General features: G+C 61.4%; 21 protein-coding genes. 1 reads left to right on the forward strand and 20 read right to left on the reverse strand.

Annotated features, from left to right (window positions below; all coding sequences use genetic code 11):
* Nucleotides 1-450: 450 nt before the first annotated feature.
* Nucleotides 451-759, reverse strand: a complete 309-nt coding sequence (locus NEZ08_RS07165) for a hypothetical protein (RefSeq protein ID WP_298105763.1) — start codon at nucleotides 757-759, stop codon at nucleotides 451-453.
* 212 nt (nucleotides 760-971) lie between these two features.
* On the opposite strand from NEZ08_RS07165, the gene NEZ08_RS07170 reads away from it, so the two are divergent.
* Nucleotides 972-1,178: a hypothetical protein gene (locus tag NEZ08_RS07170; protein WP_298105764.1), complete on the forward strand. Its 207-nt coding sequence runs from the start codon at nucleotides 972-974 to the stop codon at nucleotides 1,176-1,178.
* A 20-nt stretch (nucleotides 1,179-1,198) separates the two neighbouring features.
* Here the strand turns inward: NEZ08_RS07170 and lpxB are convergent, their stop codons facing one another.
* The 19 genes from lpxB to proS all read right to left on the reverse strand — a co-directional run bounded on the left by lpxB (nucleotide 1,199) and on the right by proS (nucleotide 24,734).
* Nucleotides 1,199-2,389, reverse strand: coding sequence for a lipid-A-disaccharide synthase (gene lpxB, locus NEZ08_RS07175; RefSeq protein WP_298105765.1), 1,191 nt, complete (start codon nucleotides 2,387-2,389; stop codon nucleotides 1,199-1,201).
* Nucleotides 2,389-3,246 (reverse strand): LpxI family protein, encoded by an 858-nt coding sequence (locus NEZ08_RS07180; RefSeq protein ID WP_298105767.1) that lies wholly within the window; start codon nucleotides 3,244-3,246, stop codon nucleotides 2,389-2,391. Before NEZ08_RS07180 ends, lpxB begins: the two co-directional genes overlap by 1 nt.
* 19 nt (nucleotides 3,247-3,265) lie before the next feature.
* A complete protein-coding gene (lpxA, locus tag NEZ08_RS07185) occupies nucleotides 3,266-4,069 on the reverse strand; it encodes an acyl-ACP--UDP-N-acetylglucosamine O-acyltransferase (protein WP_298105769.1) in 804 nt (267 codons plus the stop codon).
* A 527-nt stretch (nucleotides 4,070-4,596) separates the two neighbouring features.
* Nucleotides 4,597-5,052: a 3-hydroxyacyl-ACP dehydratase FabZ gene (fabZ, locus tag NEZ08_RS07190; RefSeq protein ID WP_298105771.1), complete on the reverse strand. Its 456-nt coding sequence runs from the start codon at nucleotides 5,050-5,052 to the stop codon at nucleotides 4,597-4,599.
* A 210-nt stretch (nucleotides 5,053-5,262) separates the two neighbouring features.
* Nucleotides 5,263-7,827: an outer membrane protein assembly factor BamA gene (bamA, locus tag NEZ08_RS07195; RefSeq protein ID WP_298105773.1), complete on the reverse strand. Its 2,565-nt coding sequence runs from the start codon at nucleotides 7,825-7,827 to the stop codon at nucleotides 5,263-5,265.
* Nucleotides 7,828-8,002: 175 nt separating this feature from the next.
* On the reverse strand, nucleotides 8,003-9,154 hold the full coding sequence (gene rseP / locus NEZ08_RS07200) for an RIP metalloprotease RseP (protein ID WP_298105775.1): 1,152 nt from the start codon (nucleotides 9,152-9,154) through the stop codon (nucleotides 8,003-8,005).
* Nucleotides 9,155-9,196: 42 nt separating this feature from the next.
* Nucleotides 9,197-10,417, reverse strand: a complete 1,221-nt coding sequence (gene dxr / locus NEZ08_RS07205) for a 1-deoxy-D-xylulose-5-phosphate reductoisomerase (protein WP_298105777.1) — start codon at nucleotides 10,415-10,417, stop codon at nucleotides 9,197-9,199.
* A gap of 3 nt (nucleotides 10,418-10,420) precedes the next feature.
* Entirely contained in the window at nucleotides 10,421-11,263 is an 843-nt protein-coding gene (locus tag NEZ08_RS07210; protein ID WP_298105779.1) for a phosphatidate cytidylyltransferase, read from the reverse strand.
* Complete coding sequence (locus tag NEZ08_RS07215) at nucleotides 11,260-12,018, reverse strand: isoprenyl transferase (protein WP_298105781.1); 759 nt, start codon at nucleotides 12,016-12,018, stop codon at nucleotides 11,260-11,262. Before NEZ08_RS07215 ends, NEZ08_RS07210 begins: the two co-directional genes overlap by 4 nt.
* Nucleotides 12,019-12,083: 65 nt before the next feature.
* Complete coding sequence (gene frr / locus NEZ08_RS07220) at nucleotides 12,084-12,647, reverse strand: ribosome recycling factor (protein ID WP_298105783.1); 564 nt, start codon at nucleotides 12,645-12,647, stop codon at nucleotides 12,084-12,086.
* A 77-nt stretch (nucleotides 12,648-12,724) separates the two neighbouring features.
* On the reverse strand, nucleotides 12,725-13,441 hold the full coding sequence (gene pyrH, locus NEZ08_RS07225) for a UMP kinase (RefSeq protein WP_298105785.1): 717 nt from the start codon (nucleotides 13,439-13,441) through the stop codon (nucleotides 12,725-12,727).
* Nucleotides 13,442-13,516: 75 nt separating this feature from the next.
* Nucleotides 13,517-14,440, reverse strand: coding sequence for a translation elongation factor Ts (gene tsf, locus NEZ08_RS07230; RefSeq protein WP_298105910.1), 924 nt, complete (start codon nucleotides 14,438-14,440; stop codon nucleotides 13,517-13,519).
* A gap of 126 nt (nucleotides 14,441-14,566) precedes the next feature.
* On the reverse strand, nucleotides 14,567-15,571 hold the full coding sequence (locus NEZ08_RS07235; protein ID WP_298105786.1) for a 30S ribosomal protein S2: 1,005 nt from the start codon (nucleotides 15,569-15,571) through the stop codon (nucleotides 14,567-14,569).
* Between the two features lie 454 nt (nucleotides 15,572-16,025).
* The gene (gene dnaE, locus NEZ08_RS07240; RefSeq protein ID WP_298105788.1) at nucleotides 16,026-19,502 is read right to left on the reverse strand and encodes a DNA polymerase III subunit alpha; all 3,477 of its coding nucleotides are present in this window, start codon (nucleotides 19,500-19,502) and stop codon (nucleotides 16,026-16,028) included.
* 479 nt (nucleotides 19,503-19,981) lie between these two features.
* Nucleotides 19,982-20,773: an outer membrane protein gene (locus NEZ08_RS07245; protein WP_367278384.1), complete on the reverse strand. Its 792-nt coding sequence runs from the start codon at nucleotides 20,771-20,773 to the stop codon at nucleotides 19,982-19,984.
* A 226-nt stretch (nucleotides 20,774-20,999) separates the two neighbouring features.
* Nucleotides 21,000-21,203 (reverse strand): hypothetical protein, encoded by a 204-nt coding sequence (locus NEZ08_RS07250; protein ID WP_298105790.1) that lies wholly within the window; start codon nucleotides 21,201-21,203, stop codon nucleotides 21,000-21,002.
* 152 nt (nucleotides 21,204-21,355) lie between these two features.
* Complete coding sequence (locus NEZ08_RS07255; protein WP_298105792.1) at nucleotides 21,356-22,054, reverse strand: ABC transporter ATP-binding protein; 699 nt, start codon at nucleotides 22,052-22,054, stop codon at nucleotides 21,356-21,358.
* A 7-nt stretch (nucleotides 22,055-22,061) separates the two neighbouring features.
* Entirely contained in the window at nucleotides 22,062-23,342 is a 1,281-nt protein-coding gene (locus NEZ08_RS07260) for a lipoprotein-releasing ABC transporter permease subunit (RefSeq protein WP_298105794.1), read from the reverse strand.
* A gap of 75 nt (nucleotides 23,343-23,417) precedes the next feature.
* Nucleotides 23,418-24,734 (reverse strand): proline--tRNA ligase, encoded by a 1,317-nt coding sequence (proS, locus tag NEZ08_RS07265; RefSeq protein WP_298105796.1) that lies wholly within the window; start codon nucleotides 24,732-24,734, stop codon nucleotides 23,418-23,420.
* Nucleotides 24,735-24,864: the final 130 nt, after the last annotated feature.

A 24,864-nucleotide genomic window follows, 5' to 3' on the forward strand; every position in this document is an offset into this window, starting at 1 on the left:
GGGAGCGGACGGCAAAGCCGCGTGGTCTTAGCGCCTCGACGCTGGCGCGAACCTGGCTTGATGCTGCGCATCACGCCGGGGACGGTGACAAAAAAGCCCGATCGCCGGAGAGAGCGCGGAATAAGCCGTAAAACCATTGCGCGGGGAATGCCGGGCGTTTCCCGGTGGACCTGTGGTGACTACTCATGTGCATTTTTCTCGCACATGAGGCTGCGGGTGCAACGGGCACCCGGCATTCCCTGCTCCCTCCGCTTTTCGAGGGACAATGTCTTGCAGCGGCCCGGAGGCGGTTTGCCTCGCGGGGACGTCGACGCGCAGGTCGACGCACGTCACGCGGCGAGCGACCCGACGGAGCCATGCACCGAGATGAATCGGCCCCGGTGCATGGACGCACCAGGGCCCGGCTTCAGTGAGGACCCCTCGTGATGCAGTGGGTTCAGATCGGCGGTACTAGTCCGGCGCCTTCCGCGACACCGGCTTGCCGCCCGGCCTCGTCTCATCCATCTGCCGGCGCGAATAGCCCATGTTGTGCGTGTGGTGATGGTGTGATGTGTGATGCATTGTGTGATGGTGCATCGTGTGGTGATGCATTGTCTGGGGCGTGGAATCCATTGCCATGGCGTTGGGCGCGGACGTGCCGGCCTTGGCGGACACATTTGCGCCCGGCACTCCCTCCGCGGCCGATGCGGCCGGCACGAATGCGCCCGCCCCGAGCAGAGCGGCGGCCGCGAGAGCTGAGAAAACGAACTTGGATCGCATGAAGGTCTCCCTGATTTCAATCAAACGACGCAGGAACAGAAACCTGCCAAACGGGGTTGTGTTCCCTTGTGCATCCAACAAACCGCTGGTGCACCGCACTCTCCTAGCCGTCGACCGGGTGGAAGCCTCTGATCCAGATCAAAACGCCCGCCGGCTCTGGATGATAGTCGGCTCTTCCGCTAACTTGCTTCAGCCTCAGGGGGCCCCATCGCATGACCGACTTCAGCCAGCTATCCGACGGCGAAATCGCCAACCGCGTCGCGGTTTTGCGCGACAACCTTCGCCAGCTCACCGAGCAGGCAGCCGCCCAGTCCGGCGCTGCCAACGAGGAGCGGCTGGCGAACCGGATCGAGGACCAGAGCAAGGAGCTCGACGATCTCCTGAAGGAGCAGGAGCAGCGGGCGCGGGCGCGCAAGTAACGTCTCGCCTCGGATCGGCTCTAGGCGCTCCTGCGCGATCGTCTCAGCGTCGCCAGGACAATGTCCGCGGCGCGGACGCTCGGCGGCTGGTTGCCGGTCGACATGACGCCGTCGAGGCGCGCGAAGGCCTCGAGCTGGCGCCGGCGCATCGGCGAATCGGACAACACCTCGCCAAGCGCTCCGGCAAGCTTCTCGGCGGTGCAGTCTTCCTGCAGGAATTCCGGCACCACGTTTTCGCCGAGCACGAGGTTGGCCAGGATCACCGATGTGACGGTCACTGCGCGGCGGACGATGAAGGCCTCCAGCGCGCCGGTCCGGTAGGCCGTCACCATCGGCACCCCCGCCAGCGCGAGTTCCAGCGTCACCGTCCCGGACTTGGCGAGCGCGGCAGTGGCGATTCGAAATGCCGCCCGTTTCTCCTGCTCGCCAACCACAATTCTCGGCGCGACCTGCCAGGAGGCGACGCCTTCCCTGATGCCCTCCAGGAGATGCGGCATGGTCGGCAGGATCAATTCGAACTCCCGGCCCGCGGCGTTCAGCCTGTCCAAGGCCTCGCCGAACACAGCCATGTGGTGGCGAATCTCGCTGCGCCGGCTTCCCGGCAGAACCAGCAGCACGGGCGGCGTTCCGTTGCGCCGCGCAGTCTCCTCGGCGTTCGGCCTGAGCAAGCCAAGCTGCTCGGTCAGGGGATGGCCGACATAGCTGCACGGCGGTCCACTAAGCCGCCGGTATTCTTCCGGCTCGAACGGCAAGAGCGCCAGAACGTGATCGATATAGACCCGCATGGCCCGCGCCCTGCCCGGCCGCCACGCCCATACCGAGGGCGAAACGTAATCCACGATCGGAATCGAGGGATCGCGAGCGCGCACCCTTCGCGCCACCCGATGGGTGAAATCGGGGCTGTCGATGATGACCAGCACGTCGGGGCGCGCGGCAAGGACCGCCCGAACGGTTTGCCGGATCAAACGCAAGACTTTCGGAAGCTGCTTGATGACGGCTGAAAAGCCGATGATTGACAACTCCTCGATCGGAAACAGGGACCTCAGTCCCTCTTTCGCCATCGCCAGACCGCCGACGCCCTCGAAGTTGACGGCATCGCCGAGCCGCTGGCGAAGCACTTTCATCAGATGGGCGCCCAGCCGGTCGCCGGATTCTTCCGTCGCGATCAGAAAGATCTTGCGCGCGACCCTGCTGCTTGCCGGGCCTGCCATCAAAACCGCAAGCCCGTCACGAAAAGGCCGGCCGCATCGGCGGCCTCGATCATGGCCTGCGCATCGGCAACGATTGTATTGCCGGCAGCGACCGCCACGCCGGACAGTCCGGCGGCCGCGGCGCCCTCGATGGTGCGCGAACCTACGGTCGGCAGATCGTAGCGCAGATCCTGCGTGCTCTTTGGTGTTTTCACCAGCACCCCGTGTCCGGCGGGCGCGCGGATGCGACCGCCCTTGCGCAGCTCTGCGATGCGCCTCAGCAGTTCGTCCGTGCCCTCGACGCCTTCGACGCCCACGACGTGGCCGTCGATCACGACGACCGCCTGGCCGATATCGAAGGGGCTAAGCGCGCCGAGCACCTCGCGCCCCCGCGCGATGTCGGCCAGGGCATTTTGATCGGCCGCAGCATGCGTGACGTTTCCTTCAGGCATCAGCAGATCCGGTGCGGCATCTTTAACGCCAAGGAGACGAAAGCCCTCCTGCTCGAAAAGCCGTCCTACGCCCGACAACAGGTGGTCGTCGCCGCCCCGAAAGGCCGACCATATCCGCCCCATCACACGAAGCGTTCCCCAATCGAGCCGGATTTCCGAGAGCGCCGGGCGCACCAGCGTTCCGATAAAGATCAGGTCTTTGCATTTTTCCGCGCGAAGCAACTTCGTCATCCGCCCGTATTGACCCACCGTGATCCAGTGGTGACGAAAGCGTTCGATGGCGACGGGATCGCAAACTCCCTTCAGCGCAAACAACACAGGACCATGGCCTCGCGCCTTCAAGGAATCGGCAACCGCGAACGGCATCACACCGCCGCCCGCAATGACGCCGATCGGCGATGAATTTTCGGGAGCCGCTGCTGTCATGGCTGCGACTGCTCCGCCATCAATCTTCGGCGTTGCGGCCGGACGGCAAACACAAAGGGCGATGTTTACCGGCCTCGATAAATCGCAGAATTTCCGCAATCGCAGGATCCGTCGCCGCAAGCGACTGCACCGCACTCAGCCGCTCGGAAAAGACTCCCGGGGCTTCGAACAGCTTCTGGTAAAATGAACGGACGATGGCGAGCCGCTCGCGGGTAAACTTGCGGCGTCTCATGCCGATGATGTTGAGGCCTTCGAGACGAGCATATTGGCCATTGGCCAATCCAAAGGGGATAATGTCGCCCCGAACACCGCAGACGCCGCCGATCATCACCTGCGACCCTACCCGGGTGAACTGATGCACGGCTGACAAGCCGCCGATATAGACGAAATCGCCGATTTCGCAGTGGCCACCGAGAGTCGCCGACGTCGCGAAGATCACGTCGTTGCCGACCACGCAGTCGTGCCCGACATGGCTGTTGTTCATGAAGAAGCCGCGCTCGCCGACGCGGGTGAGACCGCCGCCCTTCACCGTGCCGACATTCATCGTGACGCCCTCGCGAATCGTGCAGCCGGCACCAATCTGAAGACGCGTCGGCTCGCCTCGATAGCTCAGGTCCTGCGGTGCGCCGCCCAAGGAAGCGAACGGATAGACCGTACAGTCGTCACCGACGGTGGTGTGCCCCATTACATGGGCATGCGAGATCAGCTTACAGTTCGCACCGATGACGACGTCGCGGCCGACCACGCAATAAGGACCAATCGTCGTGCCCTCGCCGATCACGGCGCCGTCTTCCACCCGTGCGGTCGGATCGATTGTGGTCATCGAGAGGCCCATCGTCTCGCAAAGACTGAAGTCATTTGTTAGATTTTTCCGTGGTTAGCGCGGGCTGCCGGGACTGTCCAGTGACCCACCGGGGCGCTGCCCGGCTTGGGTGACTCGCTGCGCTAATTCATCGTTCGCTGCACGAAGGCAGAGCCACGGGTCACGACGCATACGTAGGAAAAAGTCTGCTCGTCACCTTGGGATTCAACATCCAGGTCGATCATGATGGGCTTCGACTGGCCTCTCCAGGTGGCCAGGACGGCAGGCGATACCGGTCGCGTCCGGAATCCCTTGACGACAAGGCCAGCAATTTTCGGCAAGGCTTCGGTCGCGCTGGCAACGCATGTCTTTCCGGCAGAGGCTGGACTATTGGCGGCGACCAGCAAAGCTGCGGAAGCCGCCCATATCGTCACGTTCCGCATCTATCCTTCCCCGCGCCGGACCGAAAAACTAGAACACAGAAAGCGCAGCATGTCGATTGCAGCTTGTGCGGCATCGGCTGCAAGCGCCGGCTAGTTAAAACCGGCTCAGTCGGCCAGCATGGCACCCACATCCGCCTCGGCAACGACCGTGCCGTTGACCTTAGCATCACCATGAAACCACCACATCGCCTTGCGCCGCGAGATGCTGCGCATGTGATATTCGATGGTGTCGCCCGGCAGAACGGGCTTGCGGAACTTGCACTTGTCGATGGTTAAAAAATAAACAGCGCCCGGCTTGTCCGTCTCCATCGCCTTGATGCCAATGACGCCTGCCGTCTGCGCCATCGCTTCGATCATGAGCACGCCCGGGTAGACGGGGCGCTCAGGAAAATGGCCGAGAAACACCGGTTCGTTGTAGGTGACGTTCTTGATGCCGATTCCGCTGTGGTCCGAACGAACATTGATCAGCCGGTCGATCAGCAGCATCGGATAGCGATGCGGCAATGTCTTGAGGATCTCGTTGATATCCACGAGCTCGTATTTGACCGACGCCTCGTCCATCTTCCCCGATCCTCTCCTTTTCACCACTCTGCGCTGGCGCGAAGACCGGCCCCTTTCCGAACCCTCATCCAAGGGTTCGGAGAGCCGACGTCTCCCCGACTTTGAGGTCGTTGACAGTCCTTGGCAATCCCCGGGGTGGCCCGAGCCAAAGCGACTCGTGGCCCCGCCACCCTTCTGTTGACGCTGCGCGATGAAACCGTGGGATACGGCTTAGAAGGTGGTGCCGCCGCCGAACTTGAACTCCATCGGGATGTCGTATTTGCCCATGGTGATCGGGATCGCATAATCGAAGCGGAGCGGACCGAAGGGCGACTGCCAGATCAGGCCAACACCGACTGACGTTCGCACCACGTTTTGCGCGGCATATTGCAATCCCAGGCAGGTTCCGGGTGCGGCAGGGAGGCCGAAACCATTATTCGTCGGCGGAATACAGCCCGGCCTGTTAATTTCACCCGTCGCAGCCCACTCCGTCGGTCCCTGATAATCGCCGAGCCAACCAGCGTCCGCATATATGGCACCCTTCATGCCCAGCTCCTTGGGCAGGAACCAGAACGGCATCTGGAATTCCCATGAAGCGCCCCAGTATTGCGTGCCACCGAGCGCGTCCTGTGTACCATAGGGATTGATGTCACGCGGACCGATACCGTTCGGCGCAAAGCCGCGCACGAGGTTCGGGCCCATCTGGAACTGGTCCAGCATCCGGATCTGGTTGTCGCCGATCTTGGTCAGGATGCCGCCCTGGAGGTGGACCAAGCTGACAATGTCAGCAACCAGAGGTGTGAAGTACTTCGCGTCGACTGCCGATTTCAGATAGGTCACGTCGCCGCCGACGCCCGCGAAATCCTGTTTCCAGTCGATCAAGAGACCGTCAGTCGGGTTCTTGTTGTTATCCAACGTATTGTAGTCGAACGAATAGCCAACCGACGACGTGATTATCGCACCCTGAGCCAGTTCCTTGCGAATGGGCAGAGAGGCCTGGCTATAAGAATAACACCAAAGCCCCTGACCTGATGGATCCGTTGCGCCGAGCGCCGTTGCCGCCGCCGCCCCGTTGGCCGCGATCCAGGCGGGCGAAGGATTGAAGGCAAGAAGGCCGTTACCCGGATTCATGTTACAGTTATCCAGATAGCTCGGCAGCGATATCTCTTGCTGGTAGATCGAATAGCGCAGCTGCAGCGTCATGTCTTCGCGCAACTGAAGTCCAACCCGCGGGCTGAAACCGATCGTCCTGGTTCCATAGGCGATAAATGGGTTCGACAACTGCTCGTTGTAATAGGCATCAAGACCAAGTCCAATGCGATAGTCGAGCAGGTAAGGCTCGACAAACGAGAGCGATACGCCGCGGGCATATTCGCCGTAGGTCACCGAAGCTTTGCCAAAAAGACCGCGTCCCAACAGGTTACGTTCGGAAATGCTAACCTCGGCGAGTGGTCCGTCGATCGTAGAATAGCCGCCCGATACCGAGAAGTCGCCGGTCGATTTCTCTTCCAGATCAACATTGAGAATCACGCGATCGCTGGATGAACCCGGCTCAGTCGTGATTTTGACGCTCTTGAAGAAATCAAGATTCTTCAGGCGGCGCTCGGCGCGATCCACAAGCGCACGGTTATAGGCGTCGCCTTCGGCGATATCGAATTCCCGGCGGATCACGTAGTCGCGCGTCCGCGTATTGCCGCGCACGTTGATTCGCTCGATGTAGGTGCGCGGTCCTTCGTCGATCGAATAAACGATCGAGACAGTATGATTATCGAAGTTGCGGTCGCCACGGGGCTTGACTACCGCGAATGCGAAGCCACGCCGCGAGGCTTCGATTTGCATTTCCTCGACCGACTTCTCCAGCGCCTCGGCGTTGTAGAGCGATCCGACACTGACGCGTGAATAACTGGCGAGCGCATTGCCGTTCAATCCGGGAATGCTCGATTCGAAATTGACCGAACCGACGCGATACTGCTGGCCTTCCTCAATCTTGAAGGTGACCAAAAAGCCCTTCTTGTCCGGATCGTATTCCGTCAACGCAGCGACAACCTGCACGTCGGCAAAGCCGTGCTTCAGATAGTACCGCCGAATCAGGTCGCGGTCGGCTTCGATGCGGTCCGGATCGTAGACGTCGTTGCCGCCGAGAAAACTCAGAAAATTCGATTCGCGCGTCTTGATGACGTCCTTCAGGCGGTACGACGAATAAAACTTGTTGCCGACGAATTCGATCGAACTGATGCCGGTCTTTTTGCCCTCGTTGATGGTGAAGATCAGATCGACCCGGTTGTTCGGCTGTTCGATGATTTCCGGGACGACGGTCACGTCATAGCGGCCGGAGTGACGATAGATTTCGACGATTCGCTGGGTATCCGACTGAACCATCGGACGCGAAAATGTTCCGCGCGGCTTCGACTGAATTTCCGACGAGAGCTGCTCGTCCTTGATCTTCTTGTTACCTTCGAAAACCACACGGCCAAGGACCGGATTTTCGACCACCGACACGATGATTCGGCCGCCAGCCTGATTGATCTTGACGTCCTGGAACAGGCCCGTCTCGATCAGGGCCTTCAGACCGTCATCGATATTCCCCTTATCGAGCTTTCCGTTGGGACCGGCCTTGAAATACGAACGGATCGTGGCGGCCTCGACCCGCCGGTTGCCTTGAACCTCAATCGAATCCACCGTCTGGGCTGAAGCCGGCGACGACGCCAACCCGACCGCTAGCGTTGCAGCAAACGGCGTCGACAACATGACCAAGGCGGCCAGCAAGCCCCCCCGCACCCGCATTCCAACCTTCATGCGCCGAGCGCCCTTACATTCTTGTGCCGGTCCATCGAACCCCCGCGAACCGGCAAATCCCCAGATGCCGCACTGCTTGTAGCTAATTTTACCTAGCCGGCAAACCTTATGTGGCAGCGCGATTTCATTTTCATTCCAAGACGTTGCCTATTGGCCACGTCACAAAAAAGCCGCTTCAAGATGACGTCAAATGCAGGATATCGTTGTAGGTGACGAACACCATCAGCATCAGCACCAGCCCTAACCCGATTCGCGCCCCCATTTCCTGGGCCCTCGGAGATAATGGACGCCCCCGTACGGCTTCCACCAAATAGAACAAAAGATGACCGCCATCGAGCAACGGCACCGGAAACAAGTTCAGCAGGCCAATTGATACGGAAAGCGCGGCGCAAAGTTGCAACAGGAACTGGAAGCCGAGGCTCGCCGCCTGTCCGGAAAGTTGCGCGATCCGCAAGGGACCGCCGAGGTCACCCGTGCTGCCGGCACCGACAAACAGCGATCCTACGAACTTGAACGTGCTGTCGATGATGAACCAGACCTGATCGACGCCGATCTTCAGCGATTCGAGATAGCCAACAGGAGTAGTCTTCGGATCACTGGGCTGAGCATTGTACTGGATGCCCAGCACGCCGATCTTGTGGCTGTTGCCGAAGATGTCCTTCATTTCCTTCAGCGCAGGCGTCGCCGTCAGCGTCACAATGCCCCCATCGCGCTTCACGCGAAAAGTCAGCTTGGACCCGGCATTGGTGGAAACGATTCGCTGCATATCGGCAAAACTCTCGATCGCACTCCCATCGATCGCGAGCACGACATCGCCGACCTGAAAACCTGCAGAGGCGGCGACGCTGCCGGGCTGAACGAGATCTACGCGCGGAATTGAGCTCGGCTTGCCGTAATAAAGCGCCATCCCGGCGAAGATCACGATCGCCAGCACGAAATTCGCAATTGGTCCGGCAGCCACGATCGCCGCTCGCGGAAAGACCTTTTTATGGTGAAAGCTGTCGGCCTGTTCTTCCGGCGTCATATTGCCCAGCGTCTCCAGATCGGGCGTCGAGGCCTCGCTGTCATCGCCGAAAAACTTGACGTAGCCGCCGAGTGGCACCGCCGAAATCCGCCAGCGGGTGCCGTGCCGGTCGTTAAATCCGGCCAATTCCGGGCCAAATCCGAGCGAAAACGTTAACACTTTCACGCCCGCCCAGCGCGCAATCAGGAAATGGCCGAGTTCGTGAAAAAAGACGACGACCGTCAGCACGAACAGGAAGGGAACGAGATATCCGATCAGCCCATGACCTAACACGTTGAAACTGTGCTGAAAAAACTCAGACATTAAAATTCCCTCACCCGAAGCCGAAGGCTCCGCCCCAACGCTCTAGGATGCCTTTAAGGCAATTTGAGGCAATAGGGTGGCCGCCTTATTTCGCGCATTATAGTCAACGGCAATTGCATCATCGGCTGACGCCAGTGGCGCCAGATTTCCAGCGCTAATCCAGGCTTCCAAGGTCGCCTCGACAAGGCGTGCAATGGCGCCAAACCGAATCTTACCGGCGATGAACGCGGCGACCGCAACCTCGTTGGCCGCATTATAAACGGTTGTTGCGCCGCGGCCTGTCCGCAAGGCCTCATAGGCCAGTTTGAGGCCAGGGAAACGCGAAAAATCCGGAGCCTCAAAAGTCAGCTGCCCGATCTTGGCGAGGTCGAGCTTCGCCGCGGGACCTATGATTCGATCCGGCCAGCCCAGGCAATGCGCGATCGGCGTACGCATGTCCGGCGCACCCAGTTGCGCCACTACTGAGCGATCGGAGAACTCGACCATTCCGTGGATGATCGATTGCGGATGGACGAGAACATCGATCTCTTCCGCCGTCAGACCAAACAGGCAAGCTGCCTCGATCACCTCGAGGCCCTTGTTCATCATCGAAGCCGAATCGATGGTGATCTTCTGTCCCATGCTCCAGTTCGGATGCTTCAGGGCCTGCGCCAACGTTGCCTGCTCGATGTCGGCGCTCGACCAGGTTCGGAAGGGGCCACCCGATGCGGTGATGATCACGCGAACCAGCTCTTCGCGATTTCCGGAAGCCAACGCCTGAAACAATGCATTGTGCTCGGAATCGGCCGGGAGGATGCAGGCGCCGGCCTGCGCTGCGCGTTGCATGAAGAAATCCCCGGCGCAGACCAGGCATTCCTTGTTGGCCAGCGCGACGGTCGCGCCACGATCGACGGCGGCAAGCGCCGGCTTCAGCCCGGCAGCGCCGCTGACTGCTGCCATCACCCACTCCGCCGGCCGTGCGGCGGCTTCAACGACCGCACTTTCGCCGGCGCCGCATTCTGTTCGCGTGCCTGCGAGGGCGTCTTTCAGCTCCTGCAACCGGCCGGGATCGGCGACAGCGACATAGCGGGCGCCGAATTCCCGCGCGAGATCGGCAAGGGCCTTGACGTTGGTGTGGGCCGTCAATGCCTCTATGCGGTAGCGGTCTTTCGACGCCCGCAGCAAGTCCATCGTGCTGTCGCCGATCGAGCCGGTCGCACCGAGCACGGTGACCGAACGAACTGCGAGAGCCGCTTTGTTGTTACGCAAGGGAACGGCGCTCATATCTCACCAAACCATAAGACCGCGGCCGACGCTATCGGCGCCGCCACGCAAAAAGCCGAAAATCGCCGCCAGTACGATAGCGGCAACGAAACCATCAAGGCGATCCATCAATCCGCCATGCCCGGGAATGAGATGGCTCGAATCCTTGACACCGAACTTGCGCTTCACCGCGGACTCAAAGAGGTCACCGAGCTGCGCGACAGTCGAAAGCACAGCCGCCAACGGCAGCAGCGCAACCGTCCTTCCGAAACCGCAGGCGGCAAATCCGGCGGCAATGCCGAGGCTTGCTGCAAATCCGCCGATGGACCCCGCCCAGGTCTTCTTCGGACTCACCCGCGGCCATAACCTTGGACCACCGATCAGCCGGCCGGCAAAGTATCCGCCGATATCGGTCGCCCAAACCACCAGCAGCACAAACATCAGCGCCACGAAACCCAAAGCAGGGTCGCGCCGTAATGCGCTCGAGGCAATCGAGGCCGCCAAGGAATAGCCGATTCCGGCCACCGCCCAGCTGCGCCGGTCGCGGGCGAATAGGGCGGCGACCGCCACTCCCAGAGCAACGAGGGCAGAAACATCCATGACGTGGAAACGTTCGGTTTCGGCCCAGCCCATAGCAAGCAGGACGACGACGCCGAGCATCGCCAGCGGGAGCCGGCGTTCGCCAATGACGGTAAGCCATTCAAGGTAAAGCCCGATCGCGGCGGCCGTGACAAGGCCCGTCCAGAACCATCCGCCGATGTAAGCCACGGCCACAGCCAGCGGCGCGAGCACCAGCGAGGCGGCGACCCGCAGCAGAAGGTTTCGTCCCTCCTGGCCGGCGGTCGATTCTGCGTTGCCGCCGGTCACGATCCGGTTTTCGCAACCAGCCCGCCAAACCGGCGCTCGCGCCTGGCGTATTCCGCGATTGCGCTCTCGAGCGCCGCTTTGTCGAAATCCGGCCAGTGCACCGGAACAAAAACCAGTTCGCTATAGGCTGCCTGCCACATCAGAAAATTGGACAGCCGCTGTTCGCCGCTGGTGCGGATGATCAGGTCCGGATCTGGCACTTCGGGCGCATCGAGGTATCTGCCGAGCACATCGGCATCGATCGAGGCTGGATCCCGTTTACCTTCGGCGACCTCCGCGGCGAGCCGCTGCGCCGCGCGGGCGATTTCCTGTCGCGACCCATAGTTGAACGCGACGATCAGATTCATTCGATCGTTATTGCGCGTCAGGTCTTCAGCCTCCTTGAGAAGCGCGCAGATGTCGGGCTCCAGTCCCTCCCGTTCCCCGATCACGCGGACACGGACTCCATCGCGATGCAGAGTTGCAAGATCATTGCGGATAAATCGCCGAAGCAGTCCGAACAGATCGCCGATTTCAGACGCGGGCCTCGACCAGTTTTCTGAACTGAAGGAGAAAATCGTCAAATAGCGAATTCCCAGCTCGCCGGCCGCCCGAACTACCTGACGAAGGGCCTCAACGCCGCGCCGATGCCCCTCCACGCGCGGAAGTCCCCGCGCCGCGGCCCATCGCCCATTGCCGTCCATGATGATCGCCACATGCATGGGAGCGTCCCCCCGGTCCGGTCCTTCTGTCACGGGCGCTGCGGCATTCGACATCACTCAATCCCTCAAGGTGCGACTTCTAACACGAGCGGTTCGACGGATCGCACCCGAACAAAAGGCTATACGGTCAGGATTTCTTTTTCCTTTGTCGCCAGCAACTGATCGATTTCCGATATCGTGCTGTCGGTGGCCTTCTGCACGTCGTTTGCAAGACGCTCCTGATCGTCCTCGGACATCTCGTGACTCTTTTCCAGCCTCTTGAGTATATCGAGACCGTCGCGCCGCACATGGCGAACCGCAACACGGGCAGCTTCCGCATATTTATGCGCGACCTTTACCAGTTCCTTGCGCCGCTCCTGGTTGAGTTCAGGAATCCGCAGGCGCAGCACCTGCCCTTCCGTCGCCGGGCTCAAGCCCAGGTTGGAATCGATGATTGCCTTTTCGACGGCCTTCACCATCGACTTGTCCCAGACCTGGACAGATAACAGACGTGGCTCGGGAACGCTGACGGTCGCAAGTTGATTGAGTGGCATGTGCGAGCCGTATGCTTCGACCTGAACCGGTTCCAACATTGAGGCCGCCGCGCGCCCGGTCCTCAGGCCGCCGAGTTCGTGCTTGAGAGATTGCGTGGCGCCGTGCATGCGGCGCTTCAATTCGTTAATGTCGAAATTACCGGCGGACATGACGCTCTCTCCTCCTGAATGCGGTTGCCACGACGCCCTGCCCGCATCCTCTGGCGGCTGCAGAGCTGCGGGAGCGGCTAACCGGTGACGATGGTGCCGCGACCGCTACCGGTCAGAATGGCCCCGATCGAGCCCGGCTCGGCAATCGAAAACACGATGATAGGCAGCGAAGTCTCCCGGGCAAGCGCAAATGCGGTCGCATCCATCACCTTGTACCCGCCGCTGATAGCCTCCGAATGCGTCAGGCGGTCAAATCGCTTGGCGGACGGATCCTTCTTCGGATCGGCGCTGTAGACGCCATCGACATTGGTCGCCTTGAGTACCGCCTCTGCGCCGATTTCGGCTGCCCGCAGCACCGCCGTCGTATCGGTGGTGAAAAACGGATTACCGGTTCCACCGCCGAGCAGCACGATCCGTCCCTCGGCCAGGTATTTGTGCGCTGCACTTCGCGTGAAAAGCTCGGAAATCTGCGGCATCACCTGAGCTGACAGGGTCCGCGCCGGCGCTCCCTTGCGCTCGATCGCGGCCTCCAACGCTAGACAGTTCATCACGGTCGCCAGCATGCCCATGGTGTCGCCGGTCGGGCGCGAAAGGCCGCGGGATGATACATCCACGCCGCGAACGAGGTTTCCGCCGCCAATGACGACGGCAATTTCAACCCCCAAAGCCTTGGCCGCGATCAGGTCCCCGGCGAGGCGGTCGATCGTTGGCTGGTCGAACCCCGACGGGTTCGGACCGGCAAAATATTCGCCGGACAGTTTGATCACCACGCGACGATAGACCGGCCCTGCCATCTGCTAACCGCTTTCCCTGTCCCGCCAGGCAGCTCCCCGGCGCAAACAGCCCGTAAGCGCTAATCCCAAAGGCAGTTATTTCTGACCGCTGGCGGCCGCAACCTCGGCCGCGAAGTCGGTTTCCTGCTTCTCGATTCCTTCGCCGAGAGCATAGCGCAAGAATCCGGACACCTTGATTGGACCGCCGACCTTACCCTCAGCTTCCTTGACCGCCTGGACCACCGACTTGGCGCTGTCGTGGATGAAGGCCTGCTCGAGGAGACAGACCTCCTTGTAGTAGGTCTTCAGCCCGGACTCGACGATCTTTTCAATCACGTTTTCCGGCTTGCCCTGCTGGCGATATTTGTCGGCCAGCACGTCCTTCTCGCGCCTGACGGCCGCCGGATCGAGGCCGGCCGGATCGATGGCGAGAGGGTTTGCCGCGGCCACATGCATCGCCAGTTGCTTGCCCAGAACGGCGAGTTCATCGGTCTTGCCGGGCGATTCCAATGCGACGATCACGCCCATCTTGCCGGCGCCTTCGATCACCGCATTGTGGACATAGCTCGACACCACGCCCTTGCTGACCTCGAGCGAAGCGGCACGGCGCAGTGTCATGTTTTCGCCGATCGTGGCGATGGCATCGGCAATTGCCGTCTCAATCGTGACGTCGCCGGCCTTGGCGGCCTTGATCTTGTCGATATCGGCGCCGACATCGAGCGCAACCTGCGCGATCATCTTCACCAGGCCCTGGAAGTGCTCGTTGCGCGCGACGAAATCGGTCTCCGAGTTGACTTCGACGACCACACCCCTGGTGCCCTTGGTCAGAGCTGCGATCAGGCCTTCGGCCGCGACGCGGCCGGCTTTCTTGGCGGCCTTCGACAGGCCCTTCTTGCGCAGCCAATCCTGCGCGGCCTGCATGTCGCCACCGGTCTCGGTCAGTGCCGCCTTGCAATCCATCATGCCCGCGCCGGTGGATTCGCGCAGGTCCTTGACCATCGCTGCCGTGATTGTCGCCATGTCGCTATGTCCTTTGCCTGTGACGGCGGCTGCATGCGGTTCGAAACCGCAGCTGCCCACCGTCACCAATGCCGTCAACTGGAATGTGCCGGTCATGCCGGCCGGGTTGTTCCGGCCGGCATCCTGTTACTCCGCCTCAGCGGTAAGGGCCTTGGCCTGGGCCACCCAGGCGTCTGCGCGGGCCGGAAGACCGACCTCTTCGCCAATCTGGTGGGCCGTATCGTGATTAAGCTCGGCCAGCTGCCAGTAGTGGAAAATGCCGAGATCGTTGAGCTTCTTCTCGATGGTGCCGGATACGCCGGTGAGCTTCTTGAGATTGTCCGGCGCGCCGCGCGGACCAGCCAGGCCCTGGAAGCCGGAAGCTGCTGCCGCTGCTGCTGCTGGAGCTTCCTGGGCTGCCGGGTGTGCCGAAGCGCCGATATCGATGCCGGCGTCGCCCTGCGCGCGCGAAATGCCGTCGATCGCTGCGCGGGCCACCAGATCGCAATAGAGCGAGATCGCACGGCCGGCATCGTCGTTGCCGGGCACGACATAGGTGATACCCTTGGGATCGCAATTGGTGTCGACGATCGCCGCCACCGGAATGTTGAGCCGCTGGGCTTCCTGGATCGCGATGTCTTCCTTGTTGGTATCGATCACGAAGATCATGTCCGGCAAGCCGCCCATGTCCTTGATGCCGCCGAGCGAGCGGTCGAGCTTGTCGCGCTCGCGCTGCAACGTCAGCCGCTCCTTCTTCGTGTAGGCGTTGGCATCCCCGGAGTTGAGCACCTCATCGAGGTGGCGAAGCCGCTTGATCGACGCCGAAATCGTTTTCCAGTTCGTCAGCGTACCGCCGAGCCAGCGCGAATTGACGAAGTACTGAGCCGAGCGCTTCGCAGCCTCGGCAACGCCGTCCTGCGCCTGCCGCTTGGTGCCGACAAACAGGATACGGCCGCCCTTGGCGACAGTGTCGCTCACCGCCTGAAGGGCGCGATGCAGCATCGGCACTGTCTGGGCGAGATCGATGATATGGATGTTGTTGCGCGCGCCGAAAATGTAATCCGCCATTTTCGGATTCCAGCGGTGCGACTGGTGGCCAAAGTGAACGCCAGCTTCCAGCAGCTGACGCATGGAAAAATCGGGTAGTGCCATTGTCTGAGTTCTCCGGTTGGTTCCTCCGGAAACGTGTGAGCAAACGGGCTTGATAGCCCGGCTGCCACCGGACGGCCTTTTGAGCCATGTTTCCGTGTGAGATGGCGCGCTATATAGCGCGATTTTTGCGAGAAGCAAGGAAATCCGGGGTCTCTTGGGCCAGACTGGCCGCCAAATCGTCCAGAATCGACCCGGATCAGGAGCCTATCCTGCGATCGGCGTCCCAAAATGACGCGGAGCGAAATCCAGCCCCGCCGGCGCCAAAACTGCTGACCAACGGCTCCCGATCGCTTCTTCGCGGCCGCGCCGTCTACCCGGCAAGAAGCTCAACGCCGTTTCGCTGCGTTTGAGCCGGTGGCGGTCGGAATCGAGCCTCCCACGAGCCCAGCCGCCATCGGACCTTTTCGGCCAGATCCCGCGCGTCCTCCGGCCTCCGGGATGAGCAAAACAGCCTTCAGAGCGTCTCCACCATCTCGACGCCGGCCACCGCCTTGATGGCGCCGGCGATCTGCGGCGACACCTGGAACCGGCCTTCCAGCTTGAACTCGACCTCGGTCTGCATGTCGAGCCGCAAGACGAGGGCGATATCGCCGCTGCCCGATTGGCCTGCCGGCGGCGACAGCCGCCGCGCAATCGACTCCAGCGGCTTGGTATCGCGCAGGAAGATGCGCAGGCCCTTTTGCGTCTTGGCTGCCGCATCATCGAGCGCTTCGGCATGCAGCACGCGCGCGCGTACGTCCTCCCCCTGCAACTCCGCCCCCAATTGCAACAATACGGCTGCACCGGGCTCCAACAGATCGCGGTATTGCGCGAGGCCTTCCGAGAACAGCACCGCCTCGAAATGACCGGTGGGGTCCGATAGCCCGATGATCCCCATCTTGTTGCCGGTCTTGGTGCGCCGCTCCATGCGAGACACCACCGTGGCCGCGACTTTGCCGGCGGTGGCGCCGGTTTTCACCGCGCGCGAAAACTCGGCCCACGACTGCACGCGCAGCCGCTTGAGCACGGTCGCATAATCGTCGAGCGGATGTCCCGACAGGAAGAAGCCGATCGCATCATATTCGCGCCGCAGCCGTTCGGCCGGCAACCAGGGCTCGACCTGCGGCAGAATGATCGTCGGCGCATCGGCCGCTCCGCCGAACATGTCGTTCTGGCCGGACGTTGCCGCCTCATGGCTGCGCTGACAGGCGGCAAGTATGGCATCCGCTCCCGCAAAGACGCGCGCCCGGTTCGGCTCGAGCGTGTCGAAGGCGCCGGCCGCCGCGAGGCTTTCGATGATCCGCTTGTTGATGGCGCGCGGATTCACGCGTGAGGCAAAATCGGCCAGAGACGTGAACAGTCCGTTGCGGCGTGCCTCGACGATCAATTCCACCGCTTGCTGGCCGACGCCCTTGAGCGCGGCGAGCGCGTAATAGATCGTGCCGTTGCTGACATCGAAGACAGCGCCGGAACGGTTGATGTTCGGGGCTTCAACCTTGATGCCGAGGCGCTGCGCCTCGGCACGGAATTCCGAGAGTTTGTCGGTGTTGTTCAGGTCGAGCGTCATCGACGCGGCCAGGAACTCGACCGGGTAATGCGCCTTCATATAGGCGGTCTGATAGGACACCAGCGCATACGCCGCGGCGTGGCTCTTGTTGAAGCCATAGTCGGCGAATTTCGCGAGCAGTTCGAAGATGGTTTCCGCCTGCCCCTTGGGAACGTTGTTCTTGACCGCACCGGCGACGAAGATCGCGCGCTGCTTCTCCATCTCGGCGCGGATCTTCTTGCCCATCGCGCGGCGAAGCAGATCGGCATCGCCGAGCGAATAGCCGGCCATCACCTGTGCGATCTGCATCACCTGTTCCTGGTAAATGATGACGCCGAAGGTCTCCTTGAGGATCGGCTCCAGGATCGGGTGAAGGTACTCCGGCTCCTCGTCTCCGTGCTTGCGCGCGCAATAGGTTGGAATGTTCGCCATCGGACCAGGACGATAGAGCGCGACCAGCGCGATAATGTCCTCGAAGCGGTCCGGCCGCATGTCGACGAGCGCCCGCCGCATGCCCTGACTTTCCACCTGGAACACGCCGACCACATCGCCCCGTGCCAGCATCTGGTAACTCGGCGCATCATCGAGCGGCAGCGTCGCCAGGTCGATCTCGATGCCGCGCTGCTTCAAGAGCTTCACTGCGACATCCAGCACCGTGAGTGTCTTCAGTCCCAGGAAGTCGAACTTCACGAGGCCTGCAGGCTCGACCCATTTCATGTTGAACTGGGTGACCGGCATGTCGGACTTCGGATCACGGTAGAGCGGCACGAGCTCGCTCAACGGGCGGTCGCCGATCACGATACCTGCCGCGTGGGTGGAGGCATGACGCGTGAGGCCTTCGAGGCGCTGCGCGATATCGAAGGCGCGCGCCACCACAGGATCCTCGTCGCGAAAAGCCTGGAGTTTCGGCTCGCCTTCGATCGCGGCGGCAAGCGTGACCGGAGCGGCCGGGTTCTGCGGCACCAGCTTGGTCAGCTTGTCGACCTGCCCGTAGGGCATCTGCAGCACCCGCCCCACGTCGCGCAGCACGCCGCGAGCCTGCAAGGTTCCGAATGTGATGATCTGGGCGACCTGGTCGCGCCCGTAGCGCTGCTGGACGTAATTGATCACCTCGCCGCGGCGGTCCTGGCAGAAATCGATGTCGAAGTCGGGCATCGACACGCGTTCCGGATTAAGGAAGCGCTCGAACAGCAGCCCAAAGCGAATCGGGTCGAGATCGGTGATCGTGAGTGCGTAGGCGACGAGCGAACCGGCGCCCGAACCGCGGCCGGGCCCAACCGGAATCCCGTGCGCCTTGGCCCATTTGATGAAGTCTGACACGATCAGGAAGTACCCCGCGTAATTCATGCGGGTGATGACGTCGAGCTCGAAGGCAAGCCGCCTTCGGTAATCCTCCTCGGAGCTTCCCTGCGACATTCCGTGGACAGCGAGCCGCCGAGACAGGCCCTCCTCGGCCTGCCGGCGCAACTCGGCGGTTTCCTCCTTGGCGGCATCCTCGGCGTTGGTGCCCGCGCCCACCGTGAAACGCGGCAGAATCGGTTTGCGTGTCTTCGGGCGAAACGCGCAGCGCTCCGCGATCTCGACGGTGGAACTGAGGGCCTCCGGAATATCGGCGAACAGGACCGCCATTTCCGCGCGCGTCTTGAAGCGATGATCGGGCGTCAGCTGCTCGCGGTCAGTTTCGGCGATCAGCCGGCCACCGGCGATGCACAGAAGCGCGTCATGGGCTTCGTAGTCGTCTGATGTCGCAAAATACGGCTCGTTGGTGGCGACGAGCGGCAACCCCTTTGCGTAGGCAAGCTCGATCAGCCCGGTCTCGATGCGCCGTTCCTTTTCGATGCCGTGGCGCTGTAATTCGACATAGAGGCTGTCACCGAACAGGCTGGCCAGGCGCTCGCAGCGCGAGGCGGCCAGCGCTGGCTGGTCGGCGGCGAACGCCAGGGAGACCGGGCCATCCGGGCCGCCGGTCAGCGCGATCAGGCCTTCGGCATGGCCCTCCAGCCAATTGAGCTTGATGTGCGGGGTTTGATGGACCGGCGTCTCCAGAAAAGCGCGGGAGTTGAGGTGCATCAGGCTGCGATAGCCTCGCTCGCGCGCTGCGAGCAGCACGATTCGCGCCGGCGCTGCCGCCAGCGCATTGCGCGCGTTCGGGTCTTGATCGCCGAAGTCGACGGCAATCTCACAGCCCACGATCGGCTGGATGCCGTAGCCGGCCATCTTGTCGGAGAATTCCAGCGCCCCGAACATGTTGTCGGTGTCGGTCAATGCCAGGGCCGGCTGACGGTCGGCCTTGGCCAGCTCGCCGAGCCTGGCGATCTTGATCGAGCCCTTCAGCAGCGAATACGCCGAATGGACGTGGAGATGGACGAATCCGGGATTGGAGGACGGCGCCACGGGCTTTGACATGTCGTTCAGCAGTTCACGGCTGGGAAGGGAATCAAGCCGCTCCAGGCGACTCGGCTGGGCGCTATGGTGGGACTTCCGAAACGCTGAGTCCACGCGCCTCTGTCCCCTCGGCGTCCGCTATTGGTCTTTTCCCCAGCGCCAAATCAGCCCAGCAAACCCCGTCAGCCGGGAGTGCCGAAAACCGGCCAAAGCCTCACAATTGCGGGATCAATTGCGCCCATACCGCGATCATCCCGACAAACAGGCCGATCGATGCCAACGCCGCTGCTTCCTCGACAAAAATGCGCAACATGAAAACCTCCCGCTTTAGAACATATAGAGAACATAGTTCTCTTTTTGTTCTTACGCAAGAGGCAAGCCTGCGTTGGCTCGCAATCCGGGATCGTTGGTTAATCGGGAATGCGGGGACGAACACACCCGGGCCCAAACAAAAACCCCGGCCACAAGGCCGGGGTTTGCAATCTCAGGCGAGCCTGATCTCAGTAGCGGGGCATCATCGGTCCGCCGAACTTGTAGTTCAGGCGGGCAGTGAAGATATCGACATCCTGCTTGATGTGATCGACAGTGTTCGACGCAAACGTGACGTCGTTGCCGCCCATGAACAGGTGATCATATTCGAAGCCCAGCGACACGTTCGGCATGATGGCATATTCGAAGCCGGCGCCGAGCGCAGCGCCCCACCGGGATTCGCTGGCATTGTCTTGCAGGAAGCCACCATTATAGACGTTGTACCGATTGTCCGTAACCGCAGCACCGCCGTTCACGTAGAATAGCGCGCGATCCCAAGCGTAGCCGATCTGACCGGTGAACAGGCCGAACGCATTAACCTTGGTTTGGTTATCAAAGCCGGTCTGCAAGCTGATGTTATCGCCCTTGAAGTCAGCCCAGTTGCCCTGCGCTTCCAGGCCGAAGACCCAGGAGGCCATCTGCCAGCGGTAGCCGACCTGGGCGCCGAACGTGGCTCCGGACGGATTGTGGCTGCCTTCATCACCGAAGCCGATTTCGTTCCAGTCCACGTTGCCTGTGGCGCCGCCGCCGTTGATACCAATATAGAAGCCGCTCCAGTCATAGGCGGCTTGAACCATCGCGGGCGCCTTTGTGTACGGTGCAGGCGCTCGAGCGGGAAGATCCGCGGCGAAGGCTGGTGCAGCGGCGCCTACCGCAAATGCAACCGCCGCGAGAATGGTGACTCTTTTCATATCAAAATATCCCTGCTTTCGAAGCTGTGAGAGTGCCCCAGTGACCCCGATAACATTCATAGCGATGTTCACGCAGAATGCTGTAACTCGCTCGCAACACCCTCAGGGAAATCCGTGTTAAAAAACTTTAAGAAACCCTTGTGGAACCTTGTCTTTCTGCAACATACGGAAACAAAAAGCCGCCACATTTGCGCCGAAATTGGTGCAGCGCATCGTTCTTTGGAACGAATCCTCCGGCAAGCGTTTCAGCGAGTTTAGGTTGCGCGGAGAACCGCGTCCGCGGCAGCCGGGACAGTTGTTAGACCGGCTTTATCGGCGTTTCGAAGGTCTTTTCCGGCTGAACTGTGAGACGGATCGCGACATTGGTCGAACCGTCAAAGGTCTCAAGCACCACATCGCACATCAGACAACGGTACTCGCCTTTGATCCCCGGGCGTGAGGTCAACTCGATGCGGCGGTAGCCCGCGTGACATACCGGGCAGCTGAGATCTGATTTTTTCATAGGATTGAATGCGGCTTTCGGGTCCCAGGAGGATAATGCCGCTTTGCGGCAAAGCTTTCCAGCCCGTGCCGGATCACTTTTCTCTCCGGTCCACCCTGGCAATTCTCAGGAAAGATCGGCCGAGGTCGATTCTTCCAGCGAATCGAACCAACTCAATCCAGTTCAACGACCTCGCCGTCCACAAGCGACACCCGGCGGTCCATGCGGCCCGCCAGTTCCATGTTATGGGTCGCAATCAGCATCGCCACCCGGGTCGCCTTCACAAGCTGCATCAGAGCCTGAAACACGTGGTCGGCCGTGTGCGGATCGAGATTGCCGGTCGGTTCGTCGGCGAGGAGTGCCCGCGGCGCATTGGCAACTGCGCGTGCGATCGCCACCCGCTGCTGCTCGCCGCCGGACAGCTCCGCCGGCCGATGCTTGATTCGGTCGCCGAGGCCGAGATAGGCGAGAATCTCGGTTGCGCGCTTGACGGTTTCGGAGCGCTTCAGGCCGCGAATCATCTGCGGCAGCATCACGTTCTCCAGCGCCGAGAACTCCGGCAGCAGCCGATGCGACTGATAGACAAAACCGATTTCGGTACGGCGGATCTGCGTGCGCTCGACATCCGAAAGGCCCGAGGTCGGAGTGCCCCCGACATAGACTTCACCTTCGTCCGGCGATTCGAGCAGGCCCGCAATATGGAGCAGCGTCGATTTGCCGGTGCCCGATGGGGCCACGAGCGCGACCGACTGCCCGGCCCACAGTGCGAGCTTGGCACCATTCAGAATGACCAACGGCGCGGCGCCCTGCATGTACTGTCGTTTGATCTCGTGGAGATAAACGACCGGTACCTCCTCCGCCCCCTCCACCATCTCTCCCTCACTCGTACCGCAGCGCTTCGACCGGGTCGAGGCGGGCAGCACGCCAGGACGGATAGAGCGTAGCCAGGAAGGACAGGGTCAGCGCCATGATCACGACAGCGCTGGTTTCTCCGAAATCGATCTCGGCCGGCAGTTTGGAAAGAAAATAGATCGTCGGATCGAAGATTTCAGTGCTGGTGAGCCAGGACAGAAACTGGCGGATCGATTCGATGTTCATGCAGATCAGCACGCCGACCAGAAACCCGGTAATCGTGCCGACCACGCCGATCGATGCGCCGGTGATCAGGAATATCCGCATGATCGCCCCCTGTGAGGCGCCCATGGTGCGCAGGATCGCGATGTCGCTGCCCTTGTCTTTCACCAGCATGATCAGACCGGAGATGATGTTCAACGCGGCGACTAGCACGATCAAGGTCAAAATCAGGAACATGACGTTGCGCTCGACCTGAAGCGCGTTGAAGAACGTCGCATTTCGCTGCCGCCAGTCGACCAGGAAGATCGGCCGCCCTGCCGCCTCGGTCACGCTTTTTCGAAAAGCTTCGATCTTGTCGGGGTTGTTGGTAAACACCTCGATCGCGGACACATCGTTGTTACGGTTGAAATAGGCCTGCGCTTCCTTCAGTGGCATGAATACGAAACCCGAATCGTATTCCGACATGCCTATCTCGAACACGGCCGCAATCCGGTAGGGCTTGATGCGCGGCGTGACGCCCATCGGCGTCACGGCTCCCTTCGGCGAAATCAGCGTAATCATGTCACCGGCGTGCAGCGACAGCGAGTCGGCCAACCGGCGGCCGATCGCAACCCCCTGCCCTTCATCAAACCCCTCGAGCGAACCTTGCTTGATGTTCTTGGCAATGGACGGAAGACTGTTGAGATCCTCGCCGCGAATGCCGCGAATGAAAATGCCGGACGCGTTATAGGGTGAAGATCCGAGCCCCTGACCGTCCACCACGGGCGCGGCAAGCTTGATTCCGGGCACCTGACTGATCCTGTCCGCCACGTCCTTCCAGTCCGTTAAAGGCGATTCCAGGGGCTGCACCAGAAGGTGGCCGTTGAGACCAAGGATCTTGTCCAGCAGTTCCTTGCGAAAGCCGTTCATCACGGCCATCACGATGATCAGCGTCGCAACGCCAAGCATGATGCCAAGGAACGAGAACCCGGCGATAACGGAGATGAAGCCTTCCCTGCGGCGGGCCCGCAAATAGCGTCCAGACAGCAGCCACTCGAAGGGCGCGAAAGGCCGGGTTTGAACTGTCTCGCTCATGGCTTGATCCATGTCCGATTTTCACACGATTCGGGGCCAATTGTGGCCACAGCGGTCGGTATTCCCACCGGCCCGCGGTGGATAATCCTAAATCATCCGCGCCAGCACGTCCGCCGCGCTCAAGTTCTCGCGCGTGCCGTCGGCGCGCCGCTTGAGTTCGAACTTGCCCTCGGCAAGTCCTTTCGGGCCTACGAGGATTTGCCAGGGAATGCCAATCAAATCGGCGGCGGCAAACTTCGCTCCTGCCCGCTGGTCCGTATCGTCGTAGAGCACCTCGACGCCCTTGGCCGTCAGTTCACGATAGAGCTGCTCGCAGGCACCATCGGTGTCTGCCGATCCCTGCTTCAGATTCAGGATCACCGCCTTGAACGGCGCGACGGCCTCCGGCCATTTGATGCCGGCGTCGTCATGACAGGCCTCGATGATCGCACCCAGCAGCCGGGAAACGCCGACCCCATAGGAGCCGCCGTGAATGGCGACCTCGGCGCCATCAGGTCCGGCCACCAGGGCCTTCATCGGCTCGGAATATTTGGTGCCGAAATAGAAGATCTGGCCAACCTCGATGCCCCTCGTGTGCACGCGCTTCTCTGCCGGGACTTCGCGCTCAAAGCGGGCCGCATCGTGCACGTCCTCGGTGGCCGCATAGACCGATGTCCATTGCTTGATGATCGGCGTGAGGTCGCCATCGTAATCGACGTTCTCGCCGGGCACCGGGAGGTCAAGCACGTCGCGGTCGCAGAACACGGCGGACTCGCCGGTCTCGGCGAGCACGATGAATTCGTGGCTGAGGTCGCCGCCAATCGGGCCGGTCTCGGCGCGCATCGGTATCGCTTTCAATCCCATCCGTGCGAAGGTGCGCAAGTAAGCGACAAACATGCGGTTATAGGCGCGCCGCGCGCCGGCCTCGTCGAGGTCGAAAGAATAGGCATCCTTCATCAGGAATTCACGCCCGCGCATGACGCCGAATCGCGGCCGCTGCTCGTCGCGGAACTTCCACTGGATATGGTAGAGGTTGAGCGGCAGGTTCCGGTACGACTTGATATAGGCGCGGAAGATCTCGGTGATCATTTCCTCGTTCGTCGGCCCGTAAAGCAGCTCGCGCTTGTGCCGATCGGCGATGCGCAGCATCTCGGGGCCGTAGGCGTCATAGCGGCCGCTCTCGCGCCAGAGATCGGCAAGTTGCAACGTCGGCATCAGAAGCTCAAGCGCGCCGGCGCGGTTCTGCTCCTCGCGCACGATCTGCTCGATCTTCTTCAATACCCGCAAGCCGAGCGGCAACCAGGCGTAAATGCCGGCCGCTTCCTGCCGGATCATGCCTGCGCGCAGCATCAGCCGATGGGAGACGATTTCCGCCTCTTTCGGATTCTCCTTCAGGATCGGGAGAAAGAAACGCGACAGTCGCATGGGCCTCGCCTCGACGGAATCAGTCGGAATTGCAGGAATTTGCGGCAGTCAAACCGGATCGGCCGGAAAAACACAAGGGCGCAGGCCCAAGAGGCCGCGGTTTTCAGGCCGATTTTGCGGCTCCGCGCCC

Origin of the sequence: Bradyrhizobium sp. (assembly GCF_027451485.1) — a bacterium.
Classification (GTDB): Bacteria; Pseudomonadota; Alphaproteobacteria; order Rhizobiales; family Xanthobacteraceae; genus Bradyrhizobium.

Coding starts and splice junctions, on each gene's coding strand:
- NEZ08_RS07165 (WP_298105763.1), bottom strand. CDS start 759: ATGCGATCCAAGTTCGTTTTCTCAGCTCTCGCGGCCGCCGCTCTGCTC.
- NEZ08_RS07170 (WP_298105764.1), top strand. CDS start 972: ATGACCGACTTCAGCCAGCTATCCGACGGCGAAATCGCCAACCGCGTC.
- lpxB (WP_298105765.1), bottom strand. CDS start 2,389: ATGGCAGGCCCGGCAAGCAGCAGGGTCGCGCGCAAGATCTTTCTGATC.
- NEZ08_RS07180 (WP_298105767.1), bottom strand. CDS start 3,246: ATGACAGCAGCGGCTCCCGAAAATTCATCGCCGATCGGCGTCATTGCG.
- lpxA (WP_298105769.1), bottom strand. CDS start 4,069: ATGACCACAATCGATCCGACCGCACGGGTGGAAGACGGCGCCGTGATC.
- fabZ (WP_298105771.1), bottom strand. CDS start 5,052: ATGGACGAGGCGTCGGTCAAATACGAGCTCGTGGATATCAACGAGATC.
- bamA (WP_298105773.1), bottom strand. CDS start 7,827: ATGAAGGTTGGAATGCGGGTGCGGGGGGGCTTGCTGGCCGCCTTGGTC.
- rseP (WP_298105775.1), bottom strand. CDS start 9,154: ATGTCTGAGTTTTTTCAGCACAGTTTCAACGTGTTAGGTCATGGGCTG.
- dxr (WP_298105777.1), bottom strand. CDS start 10,417: ATGAGCGCCGTTCCCTTGCGTAACAACAAAGCGGCTCTCGCAGTTCGT.
- NEZ08_RS07215 (WP_298105781.1), bottom strand. CDS start 12,018: ATGTCGAATGCCGCAGCGCCCGTGACAGAAGGACCGGACCGGGGGGAC.
- frr (WP_298105783.1), bottom strand. CDS start 12,647: ATGTCCGCCGGTAATTTCGACATTAACGAATTGAAGCGCCGCATGCAC.
- pyrH (WP_298105785.1), bottom strand. CDS start 13,441: ATGGCAGGGCCGGTCTATCGTCGCGTGGTGATCAAACTGTCCGGCGAA.
- tsf (WP_298105910.1), bottom strand. CDS start 14,440: ATGGCGACAATCACGGCAGCGATGGTCAAGGACCTGCGCGAATCCACC.
- NEZ08_RS07235 (WP_298105786.1), bottom strand. CDS start 15,571: ATGGCACTACCCGATTTTTCCATGCGTCAGCTGCTGGAAGCTGGCGTT.
- dnaE (WP_298105788.1), bottom strand. CDS start 19,502: ATGTCAAAGCCCGTGGCGCCGTCCTCCAATCCCGGATTCGTCCATCTC.
- NEZ08_RS07250 (WP_298105790.1), bottom strand. CDS start 21,203: ATGAAAAAATCAGATCTCAGCTGCCCGGTATGTCACGCGGGCTACCGC.
- NEZ08_RS07255 (WP_298105792.1), bottom strand. CDS start 22,054: ATGGTGGAGGGGGCGGAGGAGGTACCGGTCGTTTATCTCCACGAGATC.
- NEZ08_RS07260 (WP_298105794.1), bottom strand. CDS start 23,342: ATGGATCAAGCCATGAGCGAGACAGTTCAAACCCGGCCTTTCGCGCCC.
- proS (WP_298105796.1), bottom strand. CDS start 24,734: ATGCGACTGTCGCGTTTCTTTCTCCCGATCCTGAAGGAGAATCCGAAA.